Source organism: Streptomyces goshikiensis (genome assembly GCF_014650555.1).
In the GTDB taxonomy this organism is placed as follows: domain Bacteria; phylum Actinomycetota; class Actinomycetes; order Streptomycetales; family Streptomycetaceae; genus Streptomyces; species Streptomyces goshikiensis.
The window spans coordinates 53,734-70,977 of the sequence record NZ_BMVE01000019.1 but is presented as its reverse complement, the minus strand read 5'-3'; the positions used below and the strand labels follow the sequence as shown (position 1 = coordinate 70,977).

Sequence of the window (17,244 nt, the reverse complement as noted above, 5' to 3'; positions counted from 1 at the left end):
GCGCCCCGACTCCGCCGGACGGTACGCGCCGCGGTGCGAGCGATGCCGGGAGGTCGGGCCGGTGGGCCCTCCGTGTCACGCGGGCCGGCCGAGCGGGTCGGCCCGGCGGGTGCGGTGCTCGCCACCGACATCGACGTCTCCTGGACCCGGGACATCGCGGGCGGTGCGATCGAGGTGCTCCGCCACGACGTCGCGGCCGAACCGGCTGCGGTCCGGACGCGTACTTCCCGATCACCTCCCCTGCGTGTGCGCTGCTGGAGGACGCGACGGTGCGCCAGATCCGCGGGCGCCTGGCGGCCGGGGGCCTCGATCTGGCCACGGCCCCCATGATCTCCGCGTGGGGCCGCCGCCCGGCGACGGCGGCGGCGCAGGCATGAGCCCCGGCTATGTCAGGCCCGGCGCGCTCGGGCCTGGAAGTGCCTGCGGGCCGCGGGCAGGAACATAGGGACGACGGCGGCCGCGGTGACCAGGTCGGGGAGGCAGGCCAGGAGCGGCCAGGCGGCAGGCCCCGTACCGCTCATGCTGAAGTCGGTGGCCGCGGCGACCAGGCAGAGGGCGCCGGCGACGCCGAGGACCGCTCGGGCCCAGCCCCGGCCCGCCCGCATCTTCACGGCCACGGCCAGCCAGCCGGCCAGGACCACGGCCAGGCCCCCTCCCGACAGGGCGAGTTGGCGAGCGGCGGCGTCGGCTCCGGAGACGGAGGTCATGTCGCCCAGGCCGGTGGGGTCGACCACGAACGCGCCCAGCACCCAGACCACGGCCTGCCCGACGACGGCAGCCAGCGTGAGCAGCCACGCGGCCTCTATTTCCTTCGGGCGCGCGCCCGTTGTGCTGCTGCCCGCGGTACCCGTCATGCGCTTCTCCTTCGCGTCCACCCTCTCAGAGGAGGAACGAACCCACCCGGTTCCCCGCCGAGACCGGCAGGCCCGGCGGGAGTCCGGGCGTCAGCCGTTGCCGTCCGAGGGAGTCCCGGGTTTCGCGTGGAGTATTTCGCGCGCCTGCTCCGCGGCGCGGGTGATGCTCTCGGAGACGAAGTCCATGAAGCGGGCGATGTTCTCCAGGCGGACGGCGGCCGGGGTATGGGAGCCGAGGACGCCTACGCCCTGCCGGGCGGTCTCCACCAGGTGGGCGGTGGAGCGGGCGCTGGCGATCATGGACTGGTACCAGACGTCGTTGTCGACGGCGTAGCGCTCGCGGCGGCCTTCGTCGCGTTCCCGGCGGACGAGGCCCTGGCCGTCGAGGAACGCGATCGCCTTGGAGACGGACGCCGGGCTGACCTGGAGGCGCTCGACGAGTTCGGACGCCGTGAGGCTGCCCGCGTCGGTGGTGATGAGACAGGCGAGGACCCGGGCCGTCATCCTGGGCATGCCCGACTGGATGAGAACGGTGGTGAAGGTCTCCTCGTACTCGCGGACCGCCTCGGGGTCGCGCCCGTGGGGCTGCGGCGCCGCCTTCGGGTCCCGGGGGACGGGCTGCTTCCGGCGGTGGGCGCGCTGTTCGGTGGCGCGGTGCGCGAGGTCGGCGCGGTAGGCGGTGGGGCCCCCGTTGCGCAGCACCTCGCGCGTGACCGTGGAGGTCGGACGGTCGAGACGTCTGGCGATCTCCGCGTAGGCGAGGCCGTCGGCCAGCCCCGACGCGATCTGCTGGCGCTCGGCCTGGGTGAGTCTGCCTCCCGGCATCGCGGTCCCCTTCGTGATCTTCACGGCGTTCGGAGGGGCCACCGTAACGCTCGCTTCAGCCCATTGCAACAACGCACCGAGCTGAGGTCATTGCAACCAGTGCACCCTCCCACGCCACACACCGCTCACCCCGCACGCGAACGCAACATAGCGTTTGCGCATTCAGAAATTCCGTACGAACACCCTCAGCGGCCCCAGCGCAGCGCGGGCGTCTCCACCGGGGCGTCCCACAGGCGCAGCATCTCGTCATCGGCCCGGCACAGCGTCACCGAGCATCCCGCCATGTCGAGCGAGGTGACGTAGTTCCCGACCAGCGTGCGCGCCACCGGTACGCCCCGGGCCGCCAGTACCCGCACGACCTCCGCGTGGAACCCGTACAGCTCCAGCAGCGGTGTCGCGCCCATCCCGTTGACCAGCGCCAGCACCGGGCCATCGGCCGGAGCCACCTGTTCCAGATCGTCCAGTACGGCACACACCGCGAAGTCGGCGATCTCCCGCGAGGCCATCATCGCGCGCCGCTCGCGGCCCGGCTCGCCGTGGATCCCGACGCCGAGCTCCAGCTCTCCGTCCGGCAGGTCGAAGGTCGGGCTGCCCTTCGCGGGGGTGGAGCAGGCGCTGAGCGCGACGCCGAAGCTCCGCGAGGAGTCGTTGACGCGCCGGGCGAGCTCCGCGACCCGCTCCAGGGGAGCCCCCGCCTCGGCGGCCGCCCCGGCGATCTTCTCCACGAAGAGCGTGGCCCCGGTGCCGCGGCGTCCGGCGGTGTACAGGCTGTCCGTGACGGCGACGTCGTCGTTGACCAGCACGCGCTCGACCCGGATGCCGTCCTCCCCGGCGAGCTCGGCCGCCATGTCGAAGTTGAGCACGTCCCCGGTGTAGTTCTTGACGACGAACAGCACTCCCTGCCCGCCGTTGACGGCCGCCGCCGCCCGCGTCATCTGATCCGGCACCGGCGAGGTGAATACCTCACCGGGGCACGCGGCCGACAGCATCCCGTACCCCACGAACCCCGCGTGTAGCGGTTCGTGCCCGGATCCGCCACCCGACACCAGGCCGACGCGACCGCCTTCCCGGGCGCCCCGCCGTACGACCAACCGGCGCTCCACGTCCACGTCGAGCTCGGGGTGGGCGGCGGCCATGCCCCGCAGGGCGTCCGCGACCACCGTTTCCGCACTGTTGATCAGCATGTTCATCAGGTACCTCCCGGGTGGTCGGTGGCGGGTGGCTGCGTTCGCCCGCCGTATCCCCAAGTGTGCCGCCGCACCCAGCACATCGGCGAGCATGCCGCGCCCTGGCGGCGGCCGTCGCGCACGAGATCGATTCGGTGCATATGCTCCCTATAAAGGGGAAAGTGTTCAGTATTGAGCTGTTTTGCCAACCGTGCGAGACGGTCGACGCCGGTCCCCGGGCCGGCGAGAAGGAGGCCTCCATGGCCAAGCGACTCAAGGCATCCGGACTCGTCGGCGAGCTCTCGGCAGAATTCGCCGGCACCATGATCCTCATCATCTTCGGTTGCGGCGTGGTGGCCCAGGTGGTCGCCGGCGGGGCCCTCACCGACCCGGCGGGCGGCCTCGGCAACCACGACAGCATCGCCTGGGCATGGGGCCTCGGCGTCACCCTGGGCGTCTACGTCGCGGCGAGGCTGAGCGGTGCTCACCTCAACCCCGCGGTCACCCTCGCCCTGGCGACGTTCAAGGGCTTTCCGTGGCGCAGGGTGGCCCCGTACATGGCGGCGCAGGTCGCCGGCGCCTTCGTCGCGGCCCTGATCATCCGGTGGAACTACTCCGAAGCGCTGGCCAAGGCCGACCCCGGTCACACCATCAAGACCCAGGGCGTGTTCTCCACGCTGCCGGCCAACGGGAACCCGAACCTGCCGGTCACCGAGTGGGGCGCGCTGCGCGACCAGATCATCGGCACGGCGATCCTGCTGCTGCTGATCCTGGCGGTCACTGACCTCCTCAACACACCCCCCGGCGCCAACCTGGCCCCGTTCATCGTCGGCCTGATCGTGGTCGCGATCGGCATGGCCATGGGCACCAACGCCGGCTACGCGATCAACCCGGCGCGTGACTTCGGCCCCCGGCTGGCCAGCTTCCTCACCGGCTACGGAGGGGCGTGGCGCGATCAGTACGGGAATTTCTACTTCTGGGTCCCGATCATCGGCCCGTTCATCGGAGGCGTGCTGGGAGCAGCTCTGTACAAGTTCTTCATCGGCCGGTTCCTGCCGACCGCCGAGCCGGAGCCTGCCGGCCGGATCCCGGCACCGGAGTCGTGACCGGACAGACGTGCCGGAGCGACGTGACCGAGCCAAGAGAGGCGGCAACCCATGGCTGACTTCGTCGGCGCAGTGGACCAGGGGACGACCAGTACCCGTTTCATGATCTTCGACCACGCGGGCAACGAGGTGGCGAAGCACCAGCTGGAGCACTCCCAGATCCTCCCCCGTTCGGGGTGGGTCGAGCACGACCCGGTCGAGATCTGGGAACGCACCAACTCGGTGATACAGAACGCCCTCCGGCACGGAAACCTCTCGGCTTCCGACCTGGCGGCCATCGGGGTCACCAACCAGCGGGAGACGACAGTCGTCTGGGATCCCCGCACCGGCCGCCCCTACTACAACGCCATCGTCTGGCAGGACACCCGTACGGACTCCATCGCGGCGGCACTGGAGCGCTCGGGCCAGGGAGACGTCATCCGCCGCAAGGCCGGCCTGCCACCGGCCACCTACTTCTCCGGCGGCAAGATCCAGTGGATCCTGGAGAACGTCGACGGGGTCCGGGAGGCCGCCGAGCAGGGCCACGCCCTCTTCGGCAACACGGACTGCTGGGTGCTGTGGAACCTCACCGGCGGACCCGACGGCGGCATCCACGCCACCGACGTGACCAACGCCAGCCGCACCATGCTGATGAACCTGGAGACCCTCGACTGGGACGAGGAGCTCCTGGGCTTCTTCGGTGTGCCCCGGGCGATGCTGCCCTCCATCAACCCGTCCTCCCACGCGGAGGCGTTCGGGCACACCCGTACCTCCCGGCCGCTGCGGGAGGCCATTCCCATCACCGGCGTCCTCGGCGACCAGCAGGCGGCCACCGTCGGACAGGTCTGCTACGCGCCCGGCGAGGCCAAGAACACCTACGGCACGGGCAACTTCCTCGTCCTGAACACCGGGACCGAACTGGTCCGTTCCCAGCACGGACTGCTCACCACCGTCGCCTACCAGTTCGGCGACGAACCCGCCGTGTACGCGCTGGAGGGTTCCATCGCCGTCACGGGATCGGCGATCCAGTGGCTGCGCGACCAGTTGAAGATCATCAAGGACGCGGCGGAGAGCGAACGCCTGGCCCGCACCGTCGAGGACAGCGGCGGCATCTACTTCGTCCCCGCCTTCTCGGGCCTGTTCGCACCGTACTGGCGCTCCGACGCCCGCGGCGCCATCGTCGGGCTCGCCCGCTACCACGACAACGGCCACCTGGCCCGCGCCGCCCTGGAAGCCATCTGCTACCAGAGCCGCGACGTCGTGGAGGCCATGGAACAGGACTCCGGCGTCCACCTGGACGTGCTGAAGGTCGACGGCGGTGTCACCGCCAACGACCTGTGCATGCAGATCCAGGCCGACGTCCTCGGCGTACCGGTCAGCCGCCCGGTCGTCGCCGAGACGACCGCGCTGGGCGCCGCCTACGCCGCCGGTCTGGCCACCGGCTTCTGGCGGAGCACGGACGAACTGCGCACGCACTGGCAGGAGTCCAAGCGCTGGGAGCCCCAGTGGAGCGAGGAGCAGCGCGCGGAGGGTTACGAGGGCTGGAAGAAGGCGGTGGAGCGCACGCTCGACTGGGCCAAGGTCGAATAGCCCGGCCCGCATCGAACGGGCCGGGCCGCACGGGCAGGACGCGGAGGGGAGGAGAGAAGAGGAGAAGACCATGGCCGATCCGGCGGCCCTCTCGGCCGAAGCCCGCACCCGGGCCCTCGCCCGCATGGCGGAGGGCGAACTGGACGTCCTCGTCGTCGGAGGCGGTGTCGTCGGCGCCGGGGCCGCCCTGGACGCCGCCACCCGGGGCCTTCGGGTCGGCCTCGTCGAAGCCCGCGACTGGGCCTCGGGTACGTCCAGCCGGTCCAGCAAGCTCATCCACGGCGGCCTGCGCTACCTGGAGATGCTCGACTTCCGGCTCGTCGCCGAGGCCCTCAAGGAACGCGGCCTCCTGCTGCGCTCCCTCGCCCCGCACCTGGTGCGCCCGGTCCCGTTCCTCTACCCCCTGCAACACCGGCTCTGGGAGCGCCCTTACGTGGGCGCGGGCGTGCTGATGTACGACGCCATGGCGGCGGCCTCCGGCACCTCCAGCGGGCTGCCCCACCACCGCCACCTGCTCAAACGGCACGCCCTGCACGAGGCGCCCGCATTGCGCTCCGACGCCCTGGTCGGCGCCATCCAGTACTGGGACGCCCAGGTCGACGACGCCCGGCACACCATGTTCCTGACCCGTACGGCGGTGGCCTACGGGGCGCTGGCCGCCAACCGCGCCCGCGTCAGCCGCTTCCTGCGGCAGGGCGAGCGGGTGGTGGGGGCGGTCGTCACCGATCTGGAGACCGGCGACGAGCGGCCGGTACGGGCCAAGCAGGTCATCAACGCGACCGGGGTGTGGACCGACGACACCCAGGCCCTGGCAGGCACCCGCGGCCAGTTCCACGTCCGCGCCTCCAAGGGGGTGCACCTGCTCGTCCCCCGCGACCGGATCAACTCCCGTACCGGGCTGATCCTGCGCACGGAGAAGAGCGTGCTCTTCGTGATCCCCTGGGGCCGGCACTGGATCATCGGGACCACCGACACGGACTGGACCCTGGACAAGGCGCACCCCGCCCTCAGCTCCCAGGACGTCACGTACCTGCTGGACCACGTCAACAGCGTCCTGGCCACGCCGCTCGCCCCCGAGGACGTCGAGGGCGTCTACGCCGGCCTGCGCCCGCTGCTGTCCGGCGAGGCCGCCGAGACCAGCAAGCTGTCCCGGGAGCACCTGGTCGCCCATCCGGTACCCGGCCTGGTCGTGGTGGCCGGCGGCAAGTACACCACCTACCGGGTGATGGCCAAGGACGCGGTGGACGAGGCGGTCCGGGGCCTGGACGAGAAGGTGCCCGAGAGCACCACGCACCGCGTCCCGCTGCTCGGCGCCGACGGCTACCCGGCCCTGTGGAACTCCCGGCACCGTCTCGCCGAGGCTTCCGGACTGCACGTGGCCCGCATCGAGCACCTGCTGAACCGCTACGGCTCGCTGATCCACCAGCTGCTCGACATGGTGGCGGCCGACCCCTCGCTCGGGGAGCCGCTGCCCAGCTCCGACGACTACCTGCGGGTCGAGGCCGTCTACGCGGTGACCCACGAGGGAGCCCGCCACCTGGAGGACGTACTCGCCCGGCGCACCCGGATCTCCATCGAGTCGTGGGACCGCGGGGTGGACGCGGCGCGGACCGTCGCTGAACTGATGGCACCGCACCTGGGCTGGGACCAGTCGCACCAGGACCGCGAGGTGGACCACTACACGAAGCGGGTCGCGGCCGAACGCGAGGCCCAGGAGCAGCCGGACGACCGGACCGCCGACGCGGTCCGCCTCGGCGCCCCCGACATCATCCCCGTGTACTGAACCCCGGGCCCGCTCTGCGTGTTTCGTGGCCGTACGGCCCGCATTGCGCAACCATACGGACGCCGACACAGGCACAGACATCGGCGTCGTGCGTGAGGAAGAGTTCTCGCCGGCCGAAACACCGCGACAGGAAGAAGGGCAGACGTGTCCGGCAGCGACAGCGAGAACCCGGCAATCCCCTCCCCCACTCCCACCCCGGGACCGGCCCGGCCCCAGACGAACCGGGACTGGTGGCCGAACCAGCTGGACCTCCAGGTCCTGCACCAGCACTCGCCCATGGCCGATCCGATGGGTGCGGACTTCGACTACGCGCAGGAGTTCGCCGGCCTCGACGTCGAGGCACTGAAGCGGGACGTCTTCGAGGTGATGACGACGTCACAGGACTGGTGGCCCGCCGACTACGGCCACTACGGTCCGCTCTTCATCCGGATGAGCTGGCACGCCGCGGGAACGTACCGCATCGCCGACGGCCGGGGCGGTGGCGGCAGCGGCGCACAGCGCTTCGCCCCCCTCAACAGCTGGCCGGACAACGCCAGCCTCGACAAGGCTCGTCGTCTGCTGTGGCCCGTCAAGCAGAAGTACGGTCGGAAGATCTCCTGGGCCGACCTGCTGGTCTTCGCCGGCAACTGCGCGATGGAATCGATGGGGTTCAAGACCTTCGGGTTCGGCTTCGGCCGGGAGGACATCTGGGAGCCCGAGGAGATCTTCTGGGGGCCCGAGGACACCTGGCTCGGAGACCAGCGCTACTCCGGCGACCGGGAACTCACCGGCCCGTTCGGCGCCGTGCAGATGGGGCTGATCTACGTCAATCCGGAGGGGCCCAACGGCAACCCGGATCCGGTGGCCGCCGCCCGGGACATCCGCGATACGTTCGCGCGCATGGCGATGAACGACGAGGAGACGCTCGCGCTCATCGTCGGCGGCCACACGTTCGGCAAGTGCCACGGCGCGGTCGATCCCGAGTACATCGGCCCGGAGCCGGAGGCCTGCCCCGTCGAGCAGCAGGGCATCGGCTGGATGAACAGGTACGGCAGCGGCAAGGGCGTGGACGCGCTCACGAGCGGGCTGGAGGGTGCGTGGACCACCGAGCCGACGAAGTGGGACAACGGGTACCTGGACAACCTGTTCCGCTACGAGTGGGAGCTGACGACGAGCCCCGCGGGCGCCAAGCAGTGGACTCCCACGGATCCCGCGGCCCGCGACACCGTGCCGGACGCCCATGACCCGGCGAAGCGGCACGCGCCCATGATGCTGACGACGGACCTCGCGCTGCGGGTGGATCCCGTCTACGCGCCGATCGCGAAGAGCTTCCACGAGAACCCCGACAAGCTCGCGGAGGCGTTCGGCAAGGCCTGGTACAAGCTGCTGCACCGTGACATGGGGCCGCTCTCGCGGTACCTCGGGCCGTGGATCCCCGAGCCGCAGCTGTGGCAGGACCCGGTCCCGGCGGTCGACCACCCGTTGGTCACGGACGAGGACGTCGCCACCCTCAAGCGCTGGATCCTCGGCGCGGGCGTGTCGGTGTCCCAGCTGGTCACCACCGCGTGGGCGGCGGCGGCGAGCTTCCGCGGCACCGACAAGCGCGGCGGGGCCAACGGGGCCCGGATCCGGCTCGCGCCGCAACGGGACTGGGAGGTCAACGACCTGCCCGAGGTCGCCCAGGTGGTGCAGAAGCTGGAGCAGCTCCAGCGCGACTTCAACCGGGACGGCGCGACGAGGATCTCGCTGGCCGACATGATCGTCCTGGGCGGCTGCGCGGCTGTCGAGCAGGCGGCGCGGGACGCCGGGCACGACATCACGGTGCCGTTCTCGCCGGGGCGCACGGACGCCTCGCAGGAGCAGACCGACGTGGACTCCTTCGCCGTGCTCGAACTCACGGCGGACGCGTTCCGCAACTACCTCCAGGAGGGTGAGAAGCTTCCGCCGGAGACCCTGCTGCTGGACCGGGCCAACCTGCTCACGCTCACCGCTCCCGAGATGACGGTGCTGATCGGCGGCATGCGGGCCCTGAACACCGGCTTCAAGGGTTCCTCCCACGGCGTGTTCACCGACCGGCCCGAGACGCTGACGACGGACTTCTTCGTCAACCTGCTCGACATGGGCACGGAGTGGAAGGCGTCCGAGTCGGCCGAGAACGTGTACGAGGGCCGGGACCGCGCCACCGGCGAGACCAAGTGGACGGCCACCGCCGTCGACCTCGTCTTCGGTTCGCACTCCCAGCTCCGCGCCCTCTCGGAGGTGTACGCGGCCGCCGACGCGGGCGAGAAGTTCGTACGCGATTTCGTGGCCGCCTGGGACAAGGTGATGAACCTGGACCGGTTCGACCTGGCCCGAGCCTGAGCTGAGCCCGGCCCGGGCTTGGGAGTGGTGTCCCGGCCGGCCGCGGATCGGCCGGCCGGGACACCACCGGGACGCGCGGCCGGTGGAGCGGGCGGGCGGAAGCCGCCGCGCCCCACCGCTTCAGGCGCCGGCGATCCCCGTGATCACGGGGTCTCCCAGCGGCGCGGCATCGGCGGACAGCCCGACCTTGCGCAGGGCCCCGGTGGCCAGGTCCCGGGCCTGGGCCTCCGCCGCGGCCGTGTCGGCGGCCTCCACCTCCAGCCGCAGGCTGAAGGCTGACGAGTCCGGATAGAAGGTGAGGAGGTCCAGGTCCTCGGCGGCGCCCAGCTCCGTCTCCCGTGGATCGGATCCGCGCAGCGCGCGGACGAGTTCCGTGCGCGCCTCGGGCGTGAGCCCGCTGAGAAGGGTGCCGGGGATGGTGACGACGTAAAGGGTCATGAAACACAGGTGCCCCGACACCGCCGGGAAATTCTCCCCCGTCGCCCCATCCCGGCGTTCGGCCGAACCCCGGCGCGCCGCGAGCGGTGCGCGAGGGGGGCGTGCGCGCGTCCGCGGCCCTGCCCTCCTGGCCCGTCCGGGTGAACCGGATCCGCTCCGACCGCGCGCGGGGTCTCCCCCTTCGCCCGGAGTGCCACGGTTTCCGCAAGCCGTTGCCGCCGCCCGTCCCCCGGGGGCGGCCGAGGAAAGGAACCCGACCGTGCCCGCTGAGCTCTCCGACGACCTGAGGAAACTCATCGACGACACCCCGGTCTTCGCCTCCATCGCCACCATCCAGCCCGACGGCAGCCCCCAGGTGTCCGTCACCTGGCTCGCCCGCGACGGCAACGACCTGCTCTTCTCCACCACCGTCGGACGCCGCAAGGAGAAGAACCTGAGCCGCGACCCGCGCGTCACCGTGCTCATCAACCCGCACAACGCCCCCTACACCTACGCCGAGGTCCGCGGTACGGCGCATCTCACCACCGAGGGGGGCCAGGACCTGATCAACCAGCTCTCCCGCAAGTACACCGGCAAGGAGTACGCCGACTTCAACCCCTCGTCCGCCAACGACAACGAGCGCGTCGTCGTCCGCATCACCCCCCGCAAGGTCGTCGGCTCCCTCTGATCCGACGCCCGCTCAGTTCTCCTCGCCCGGGCACGTTTACGTACGTTCCTTCGGGTCACACGCGAGGTACCGGAAAGCCCGGCGTCTGGAAAGCGGGCCTTCCGAGCGGGTCCAGGCCGTGACGCCCCTCCCCCCGGCGCCCTCCGGCAGGACCCGCCCGCATCACGGGCTGCCGCCCGGATCCACCGGACCCCGCGGCCGTCCCGCGCCCCGGCGCTCCCTCCGGCCGGGCGCGGACGACCCGGGCAAGCCCCCGGCGACGGTACTTCAGCTGCCGCCCCCGGGCCCTGGATCCGCCGGCGGCGCCCCGAGCGGTGTACGACGGGCACGCCGCGCGCCCGCGCCCCGTCCCGGCACGTGGCCGGACGGGGCGCGGGCGGCGCATAACACGCGGGGGGGGCGGGTTGGCCCAGGGCTACCTGTGCTTGTCGCGCATGGAGTCCTTGGCGTCCCGGCCACGCTCCGCGGCGTCGGACATGGCCTCCTTGGCCTTGCCCTTGGCCTGGTCCATCTTGCCCTCGGCCTTCATGCGGTCGTTGTCGGCGACCTTGCCGACCGCTTCCTTCGCCTTGCCCTTCGCCTGGTCCATCTTGCCCTTGTCAGCCATGGTGAACTCCTGTCGCTCGTGGGATGGGAACCGCTGCGCCGGTACGCCGCCGCTGGCGGCGGTGGACCGGCTCGGCCCCGATTGCGATCCTGCCCGCGGTGGCGGTGGTCCGCATCCGGAGCTGCGCCAGTCGACTCAGGCCGGCGCTAGGCCGTTCCGGGGGCTTGCCGGACCCGCGGGGATGTCCCGCCGCTGCGTCGGCGTGCGCGGCGGCGGCCCCCGGGCCAGGATGTGCCCGGTCTGTACATCGCGACAGGAGGCTCCCGTGCTCGAACGCAAGCGCCGCAAGGACCGTACCGAGATCACCTTCGTGCTCCCGGCCGACGTCCCGCCCGGACCGGTCAGCGTCGTAGGCGACTTCAACGACTGGCAGCCCGGCGCCCACGAACTGAAGGAGCGCAAGGACGGCAGCCGTGCCGTCACCGTCGCGCTGCCCCGGGAGCGCGCCCACGCCTTCCGCTACCTCGCGGCGGGCGACTACTGGTTCAACGACGACAACGCCGACGGGCACGACGGCCACAACAGCCGTCTCCACACCTGACCGGCGAAGCGGCTCCGGTCACCGGTCCCCGCGCGGCCTGACGGCCGTCCACCCGGTCGGCCGAGTTTGTGGTGCGGCGGCCCGGGCAGACGCCGGAGCATGCCGGAACGCACCGAGACGCACTCACGGACCGTCACCACCAAGGTGCCGGCGCGGCTGGACCGACTGCCCTGGTCCCGGTGGCATTGGATGATCGTCATCGGGCTGGGCACCGTCTGGATCCTCGACGGTCTCGAAGTCACCGTCGTCGGAAGCATCGCGAGCCGTATCTCCGAGGACGGCAGCGGGCTTTCCATCACCGACGCCCAGGTGACCGGGGTCGCCGCCGCCCTGTACGTGGCCGGTGCCTGCTCCGGCGCGCTGGTCTTCGGCCGGCTCACCGACCTGTACGGGCGCAAGAAGCTGTTCCTGGTCACCCTCGGCGTCTATCTGGCGGCGACCGCTCTGACGGCGGTGTCCTTCTCGGCCTGGTGGTTCTTCCTGTTCCGGTTCCTCACCGGTTTCGGTATCGGCGGCGAATACGCGGCCATCAACTCCGCGATCGACGAGCTGATCCCCAGCAAGTACCGCGGCCGGGTCGACCTGATCATCAACGGCAGCTTCTGGATCGGCGCCGTCGCCGGCGCCCTCCTCTCGGTCCTGGCCCTGAACACCGAGATCTTCCCGGCGTCGGTGGGCTGGAGGCTCACCTTCGCCCTCGGGGTCGTGCTCGGACTGGTCATCCTGCTGGTGCGGCGTCACGTACCGGAAAGCCCGCGCTGGATGATGGTCCACGGGCGCACCGAGGAGGCCGAGGCGCTGGTGTCGGACGTGGAGCGGCGGGTGGAAGCGGAGAAGGGCGTACGCCTTCCCGATCCGGAGGAGGCCATCAGCGTCACCCGGCGCAAGGACATCGGCTTCGGTGAGATCGCGAGGACGGTCTTCCGCTCCTATCCGCGGCGCGCCGTGCTCGGCCTGTCCCTCTTCGTCGGCCAGGCCTTCCTGTACAACGCGATCACCTTCGGCTTCGGTTCCATCCTCGTCACGTTCTTCGGCGTGTCCAGCGGGGTGACCGGCTACTACTTCGCCGTCGTCGCCTTCCTGAACTTCCTCGGCCCGCTCCTGCTGGGGCGCCTCTTCGACACGGTCGGGCGCCGGCCGATGATCTCGGGCACGTACATCCTGTCCGGGCTGCTCCTCTTCGGCACGGCCTGGCTGTTCGGCGCCGGCCGGCTCACGGCCGTGACGATGACCGCGTGCTGGTGCGTGGTGCTCTTCTTCGCCTCGGCCGGGGCCAGTTCCGCCTATCTGACGGTCAGCGAGATCTTCCCGATGGAGACCCGCGCGATGGCGATCGCCTTCTTCTACGCCGTCGGCACGGCGGCGGGCGGCATCTCCGGCCCGCTGCTCTTCGCCGGACTGACCTCCAGCGGGGTGGTGTCCGACGCCGTGATCGCCTTCTGTGTCGGGGCCGCGCTGATGGTGGCCGCCGGCCTGGTGGCCGTCTTCTACGCGGTCGCCGCGGAGGGCCGCTCCCTGGAGCAGATCGCCGCCCCGCTCTCCACCGCCGAGCCGGCCCCGGCCAAGACGGTCTGAGGGGACCGCCCTCCGGTTACCTCCCGCCGTCCTAGCCGCTGTTCGCGGAGAAGTGCTGGTAGTCCGGGTTGCCCCAACGCCCTCCCCAGTACCAGCCGGCGGTGCGGAACGCGGTCACGAACGCCCCGCCGTCCTCGATCATCCCGGGCCGGGACCTGTCGCGCCGCAGGAACTCCCGGCCCGTCGGCGGGTGCACCACTCCGCGCACGTCGACGTACGGGTTCTCGACGGGGTTGATGTCCACGGCGTCGCCCCACGCGTGCCGCGACAGCTTCGCGGGGTCCCCCACCACCTGGCGGCAGTTGTACGCGGAGGTGTTGCCGTCCGCCATCGCCTTGAGGTCGTCGCCGCCGTACTCGGCCATCACCCGCATCCGCCGGATCGGGAACCGGTCCTCGAAGGCCCGGCCGAAAGCGTGCAGCAGCGGTTCCACGGCATCGCGGTGCGCTATCAGCTCACCCCGGTGCACCTTGCCGTCGAAGCCCCAGTGGTTCATCCGGATCAGCCGCAGGTGCTCCGCCGCGACGGGACAGCCGGGCCGGTGGCTCGCGCCGAGCTTCGCCCCGGGCACGTCCGTGACCGCCGCCGCGAACGGGGGCCGCGGCGCGGGCGGCTGGGCCGCGCCGCACGTCGTACTCACGCAGAGGGCGGCGGCCGCGGCCAGCAGGACGGGCGGATGGCGCACGCTTCACGGTACGTCCGGCCCTCCTCCCCGCAGACCTGGAGTACGCCCGAACGGGTGAGGTGCACGCCTTCGTCCGGGCTCGTCGTAGAGTCCCGGGGTGATACGAGACAACACCCCTGACACCCGTGGCCACGGCGGCGAGAGCGCGGAGGAACTCCTGCGCGGCACGCACGCACGGCTGCTGCCCCTCGCCTCGCTGACGCCGGACATCGCCGACGGGATGCGCTACGCCCGCCTGGCAGCCGACGGGCTCGTCTTCGCCTACGCCCTCGACGGCCCCACCAGCGTGCGGATCCTCACCGACGCGGACGTGGAGCGCGCCGGACTCGAAGCACTGGGGCGGGCGGCGTACGCCAACCTGATGCGCGTGCCCGTCGAGCACGAGGAAGTGACCGTGGCGGGGCGGGCGAGGCTGCACTCCCTCTACGGCGACTCCCACTTCGTCGCGAGCAAGGCGCTGTTCCTGTCGGAGGCGGCCCGGCAGGTGACCGGGACCGCGTTGCCGGAGGGCGGCGCCCTCGTCGTCGTACCCACCCGGCACCTGCTGGCGTACCACCCGATCACCGACGGCTCGGTCGTCGATGCCCTCAACGGGCTGGCCTCGTACGCCCTCGGCGCTCACGAGGACGGGCCGGGGGCGCTGTCCCCGCGGGTCTACTGGTGGCACCAGGGCGGGCTGACCTCGCTCACGGTCATCGACGAGGACACCCGGACCTTCTCCCTTCGGCCGCCGCCGCGGCTGCTCGGCCTGATGAAGGGCCTGGTCCGCCTCGACCGGGCCGGGCGGATCGACACGGCCGCCGCGGCCGACGTCCCGGAGGTCACCGCTCTCACGCACGCCGTCGCCGAGTCGATCGGCCGCCTCGCGCAGGACCCGGCCGCTCTGGCCGATGCCTTCGCCTCCGCCGTCTCCCTCGCGCACGCCCACTGCGCCGCCGACTCCGGCGTCGCGCGCATCGACACCTGGGACGCGTGGGCCACCGCCGTGCAACTCGGCTCCGCGCTGTTCACCGGCGCGCCCCCGCAGGAGTGCCACCTCGGCGAAGACCTCGTCCTGAAGCTGCCGGCCGTGCCCGCGGAGCCGCCGGCCGACGCCCGGGCCTGGCTCGACGCCCTCTACCTGGCGATCGCGTGCCGCCAGAAGGACCGGATCGGCCGTCTGTGCGCCGTACCGCTCGCGACGCTCCGGCAGGACGACACCGTCGACGCGTACGTACTGCACTGGGTCGACACCCTGCGGACCTACTTCTCCGACCGCCCCGTCGACGACGTCGTACCGAAGCTGGTCGCCACCATCGAGACGTCCGCGCCCGAGTCCGTGACCCACGCGCCGACGGACTTCGTGAACCGCGTCGACTACCACCCCGTGGCCCTCTTCCACCGCCTGGTGGCGGGCGATCACGCCGCGTTCGCCGAGGCGCTCGCCGAAGCCCTCGCCGATCACGCCGGCTACTGGGGCGACTCGGCCGCTCCACGCGCCCGGGCGGCGCTGGGCCCCCTCGCGATCGCCTGCCTCGCCTACGACCACGGCTTCCCGGTGGACCCGCGGCAGCCCCACCTGCCGACCCACCTCCTCAACCGCGAACGGATCGAGGACATCCCCTAAGAAAACGCTTGGACGGCGCGGATGCGGGCGCGAGACACTGCGGGTTCCGTTCTGACACGACATCACAGGGTTGCGATGGAATCGTCTGCATCACGAGGAATTCCACCCCGCAAGGGCCCCGTGGCCCTCGCGCTCCGCTACTACGGCAGGGAGCTGGCCCGGCTGCGCTGGCTCACCGCGCCCGCCATGCTGTTGCCTGCCATCGGCAACATCGGTATCAACTACATCGCCCCGCTGGTCATCGCGAAGCTCGTCGCCCGCATCGCCGGCGGCTCCGCTGCCCTCACCCTCGGCGCGGCGTTACCGTACGTCCTCGGGTTCGCCGGTGTGCTGCTGCTCTCCGAGGCGGCGTGGCGCGGCGGTCTGCACTGCCTGAACCGGCTCGACGCCCTCGGCATCGAGCGCCTGTACGTGATCGGCATGGACGAGCTGTTCGCGAAGGACGCCGCCTTCTTCCACGACAACTTCGCCGGGTCGCTCACCAAGCGGGTCCTGAGCTTCGCCTCCCGCTTCGAGGAGTTCGTGGACGCGCTGGCCTTCTCGGTCGTGGGCCGGTTCGTGCCGCTGCTGTTCGGGTCGGTGGTGCTCTGGTTCTACGAACCGCTGCTGGTCGTGGCGCTGCTGGTCATGATCACGGTGACGGGGGTGTGCGTACTGCCCCTGATCCGGCGCCGTCAGGCGCTCGTCGGCCGGCGGGAGGAGGCCATCGCCCGGGTGTCGGGGCACGTCTCCGACAGCCTGATGAACATGGACACGGTCCGTGCCTTCGCCGCGGAGGAGCGCGAGGCCGTCGAGCACCGGTCCCGGGTGGCGCGCTCGCGGGAGCTCACGCTGCGGTCGTGGGACTACGGCAATCTGCGCATCGACACCTTCGTCGCGCCGATGTCCGTACTGACCAACGCGCTGGGGCTGTTGCTCGCCGTCACGATCGCCGGGACCGGGCACGGCGTGGAGGCGGTCGTGGTGGCGTTCACGTACTACTCCAGCGCCACGCGGATCATGTTCGAGTTCAACTGGATCGGACGGCGCAGCGAGCCTATCGCACGCCCGCCAGGGAGGCGAGCGGAGCGACTTGGTACAGCAAGACCAACGGCCGATTCAGCCTTCCGCATGGGGCGCCAGAGCTGTTCCCAACCTCCCCGCATGGTATGGGTAATGGGCTGTTCACCTAGGATGACGAGGTCGAATGTGAGTTGACCCCGGCAAGGAGTCGTCCATTCCGCTTCTTGCATCGTCCGACTGTCGCTGCCTCCTCTGGAGGTACTTGTGGATCTCGCCGTTGAGTCTCATATGGATCAGGCTGCGACCGGGTCTGCTCGGACGAATGCTGACCCTTCACTGACTTTACTGACCAGTAGTCACATGAGTCGGCGTGAGACGCCCTACCTCCATGCACCCCACCGAGGGACTCCGCCGCTGCCCCTTTCGGCAGCATTCGACGGTCCCCTTCCGAGGACGTGCCGGGCGTCATCACGGCAGGGT

General features: G+C 71.2%; 14 protein-coding genes and 2 pseudogenes. 10 read left to right on the top strand and 6 right to left on the bottom strand.

All coding sequences use genetic code 11. The features are described 5' to 3' along the window. Nucleotides 1-57 precede the first annotated feature (57 nt). A pseudogene (locus IE248_RS37935) lies at nt 58-377 on the top strand (hypothetical protein); the annotation flags it as partial. Between the two features lie 12 nt (nt 378-389). Here the strand turns inward: IE248_RS37935 and IE248_RS34320 are convergent. The 3 genes from IE248_RS34320 to dhaK form a co-directional block, all read right to left on the bottom strand. Continuing rightward, nucleotides 390-854, bottom strand: a complete 465-nt coding sequence (locus IE248_RS34320; protein ID WP_190032751.1) for a hypothetical protein — start codon at nt 852-854, stop codon at nt 390-392. A 90-nt stretch (nt 855-944) separates the two neighbouring features. Continuing rightward, complete coding sequence (locus IE248_RS34315) at nt 945-1,679, bottom strand: GbsR/MarR family transcriptional regulator (RefSeq protein ID WP_190032750.1); 735 nt, start codon at nt 1,677-1,679, stop codon at nt 945-947. A gap of 185 nt (nt 1,680-1,864) precedes the next feature. Continuing rightward, nucleotides 1,865-2,869, bottom strand: coding sequence for a dihydroxyacetone kinase subunit DhaK (dhaK, locus tag IE248_RS34310; RefSeq protein ID WP_190032749.1), 1,005 nt, complete (start codon nt 2,867-2,869; stop codon nt 1,865-1,867). A 236-nt stretch (nt 2,870-3,105) separates the two neighbouring features. Between dhaK and IE248_RS34305 the strand changes: the two genes are divergently transcribed. The 4 genes from IE248_RS34305 to katG all read left to right on the top strand — a co-directional run bounded on the left by IE248_RS34305 (nt 3,106) and on the right by katG (nt 9,643). Next, nucleotides 3,106-3,951, top strand: a complete 846-nt coding sequence (locus IE248_RS34305; protein WP_100581702.1) for an MIP/aquaporin family protein — start codon at nt 3,106-3,108, stop codon at nt 3,949-3,951. Between the two features lie 51 nt (nt 3,952-4,002). Continuing rightward, nucleotides 4,003-5,520: a glycerol kinase GlpK gene (gene glpK / locus IE248_RS34300; RefSeq protein WP_190032748.1), complete on the top strand. Its 1,518-nt coding sequence runs from the start codon at nt 4,003-4,005 to the stop codon at nt 5,518-5,520. A 70-nt stretch (nt 5,521-5,590) separates the two neighbouring features. Continuing rightward, entirely contained in the window at nt 5,591-7,303 is a 1,713-nt protein-coding gene (locus IE248_RS34295; protein ID WP_190032747.1) for a glycerol-3-phosphate dehydrogenase/oxidase, read from the top strand. 144 nt (nt 7,304-7,447) lie between these two features. Next, the gene (katG, locus tag IE248_RS34290) at nt 7,448-9,643 is read left to right on the top strand and encodes a catalase/peroxidase HPI (RefSeq protein WP_190032746.1); all 2,196 of its coding nucleotides are present in this window, start codon (nt 7,448-7,450) and stop codon (nt 9,641-9,643) included. Nucleotides 9,644-9,763: 120 nt separating this feature from the next. Here katG and IE248_RS34285 read toward each other — a convergent pair whose 3' ends face one another. After that, complete coding sequence (locus IE248_RS34285; RefSeq protein ID WP_047960405.1) at nt 9,764-10,081, bottom strand: hypothetical protein; 318 nt, start codon at nt 10,079-10,081, stop codon at nt 9,764-9,766. Between the two features lie 259 nt (nt 10,082-10,340). On the opposite strand from IE248_RS34285, the gene IE248_RS34280 reads away from it, so the two are divergent. Then, nucleotides 10,341-10,748, top strand: coding sequence for a PPOX class F420-dependent oxidoreductase (locus tag IE248_RS34280; protein WP_037792536.1), 408 nt, complete (start codon nt 10,341-10,343; stop codon nt 10,746-10,748). 415 nt (nt 10,749-11,163) lie between these two features. On the opposite strand, the gene IE248_RS34275 is transcribed toward IE248_RS34280, so the two are convergent. After that, complete coding sequence (locus IE248_RS34275; RefSeq protein ID WP_073794299.1) at nt 11,164-11,355, bottom strand: CsbD family protein; 192 nt, start codon at nt 11,353-11,355, stop codon at nt 11,164-11,166. Nucleotides 11,356-11,620: 265 nt separating this feature from the next. On the opposite strand from IE248_RS34275, the gene IE248_RS34270 reads away from it, so the two are divergent. Beyond that, a complete protein-coding gene (locus IE248_RS34270; protein ID WP_190032745.1) occupies nt 11,621-11,896 on the top strand; it encodes an isoamylase early set domain-containing protein in 276 nt (91 codons plus the stop codon). A 99-nt stretch (nt 11,897-11,995) separates the two neighbouring features. Next, complete coding sequence (locus IE248_RS34265; RefSeq protein ID WP_073794298.1) at nt 11,996-13,471, top strand: MFS transporter; 1,476 nt, start codon at nt 11,996-11,998, stop codon at nt 13,469-13,471. Nucleotides 13,472-13,502: 31 nt separating this feature from the next. Here IE248_RS34265 and IE248_RS34260 read toward each other — a convergent pair whose 3' ends face one another. After that, the gene (locus tag IE248_RS34260) at nt 13,503-14,156 is read right to left on the bottom strand and encodes a M15 family metallopeptidase (RefSeq protein WP_190032744.1); all 654 of its coding nucleotides are present in this window, start codon (nt 14,154-14,156) and stop codon (nt 13,503-13,505) included. A gap of 97 nt (nt 14,157-14,253) precedes the next feature. On the opposite strand from IE248_RS34260, the gene IE248_RS34255 reads away from it, so the two are divergent. Next, the gene (locus IE248_RS34255) at nt 14,254-15,762 is read left to right on the top strand and encodes an immunity 49 family protein (protein WP_190032743.1); all 1,509 of its coding nucleotides are present in this window, start codon (nt 14,254-14,256) and stop codon (nt 15,760-15,762) included. A gap of 75 nt (nt 15,763-15,837) precedes the next feature. Next, a pseudogene (locus IE248_RS34250) lies at nt 15,838-16,797 on the top strand (ABC transporter transmembrane domain-containing protein); the annotation flags it as partial. Nucleotides 16,798-17,244: the final 447 nt, after the last annotated feature.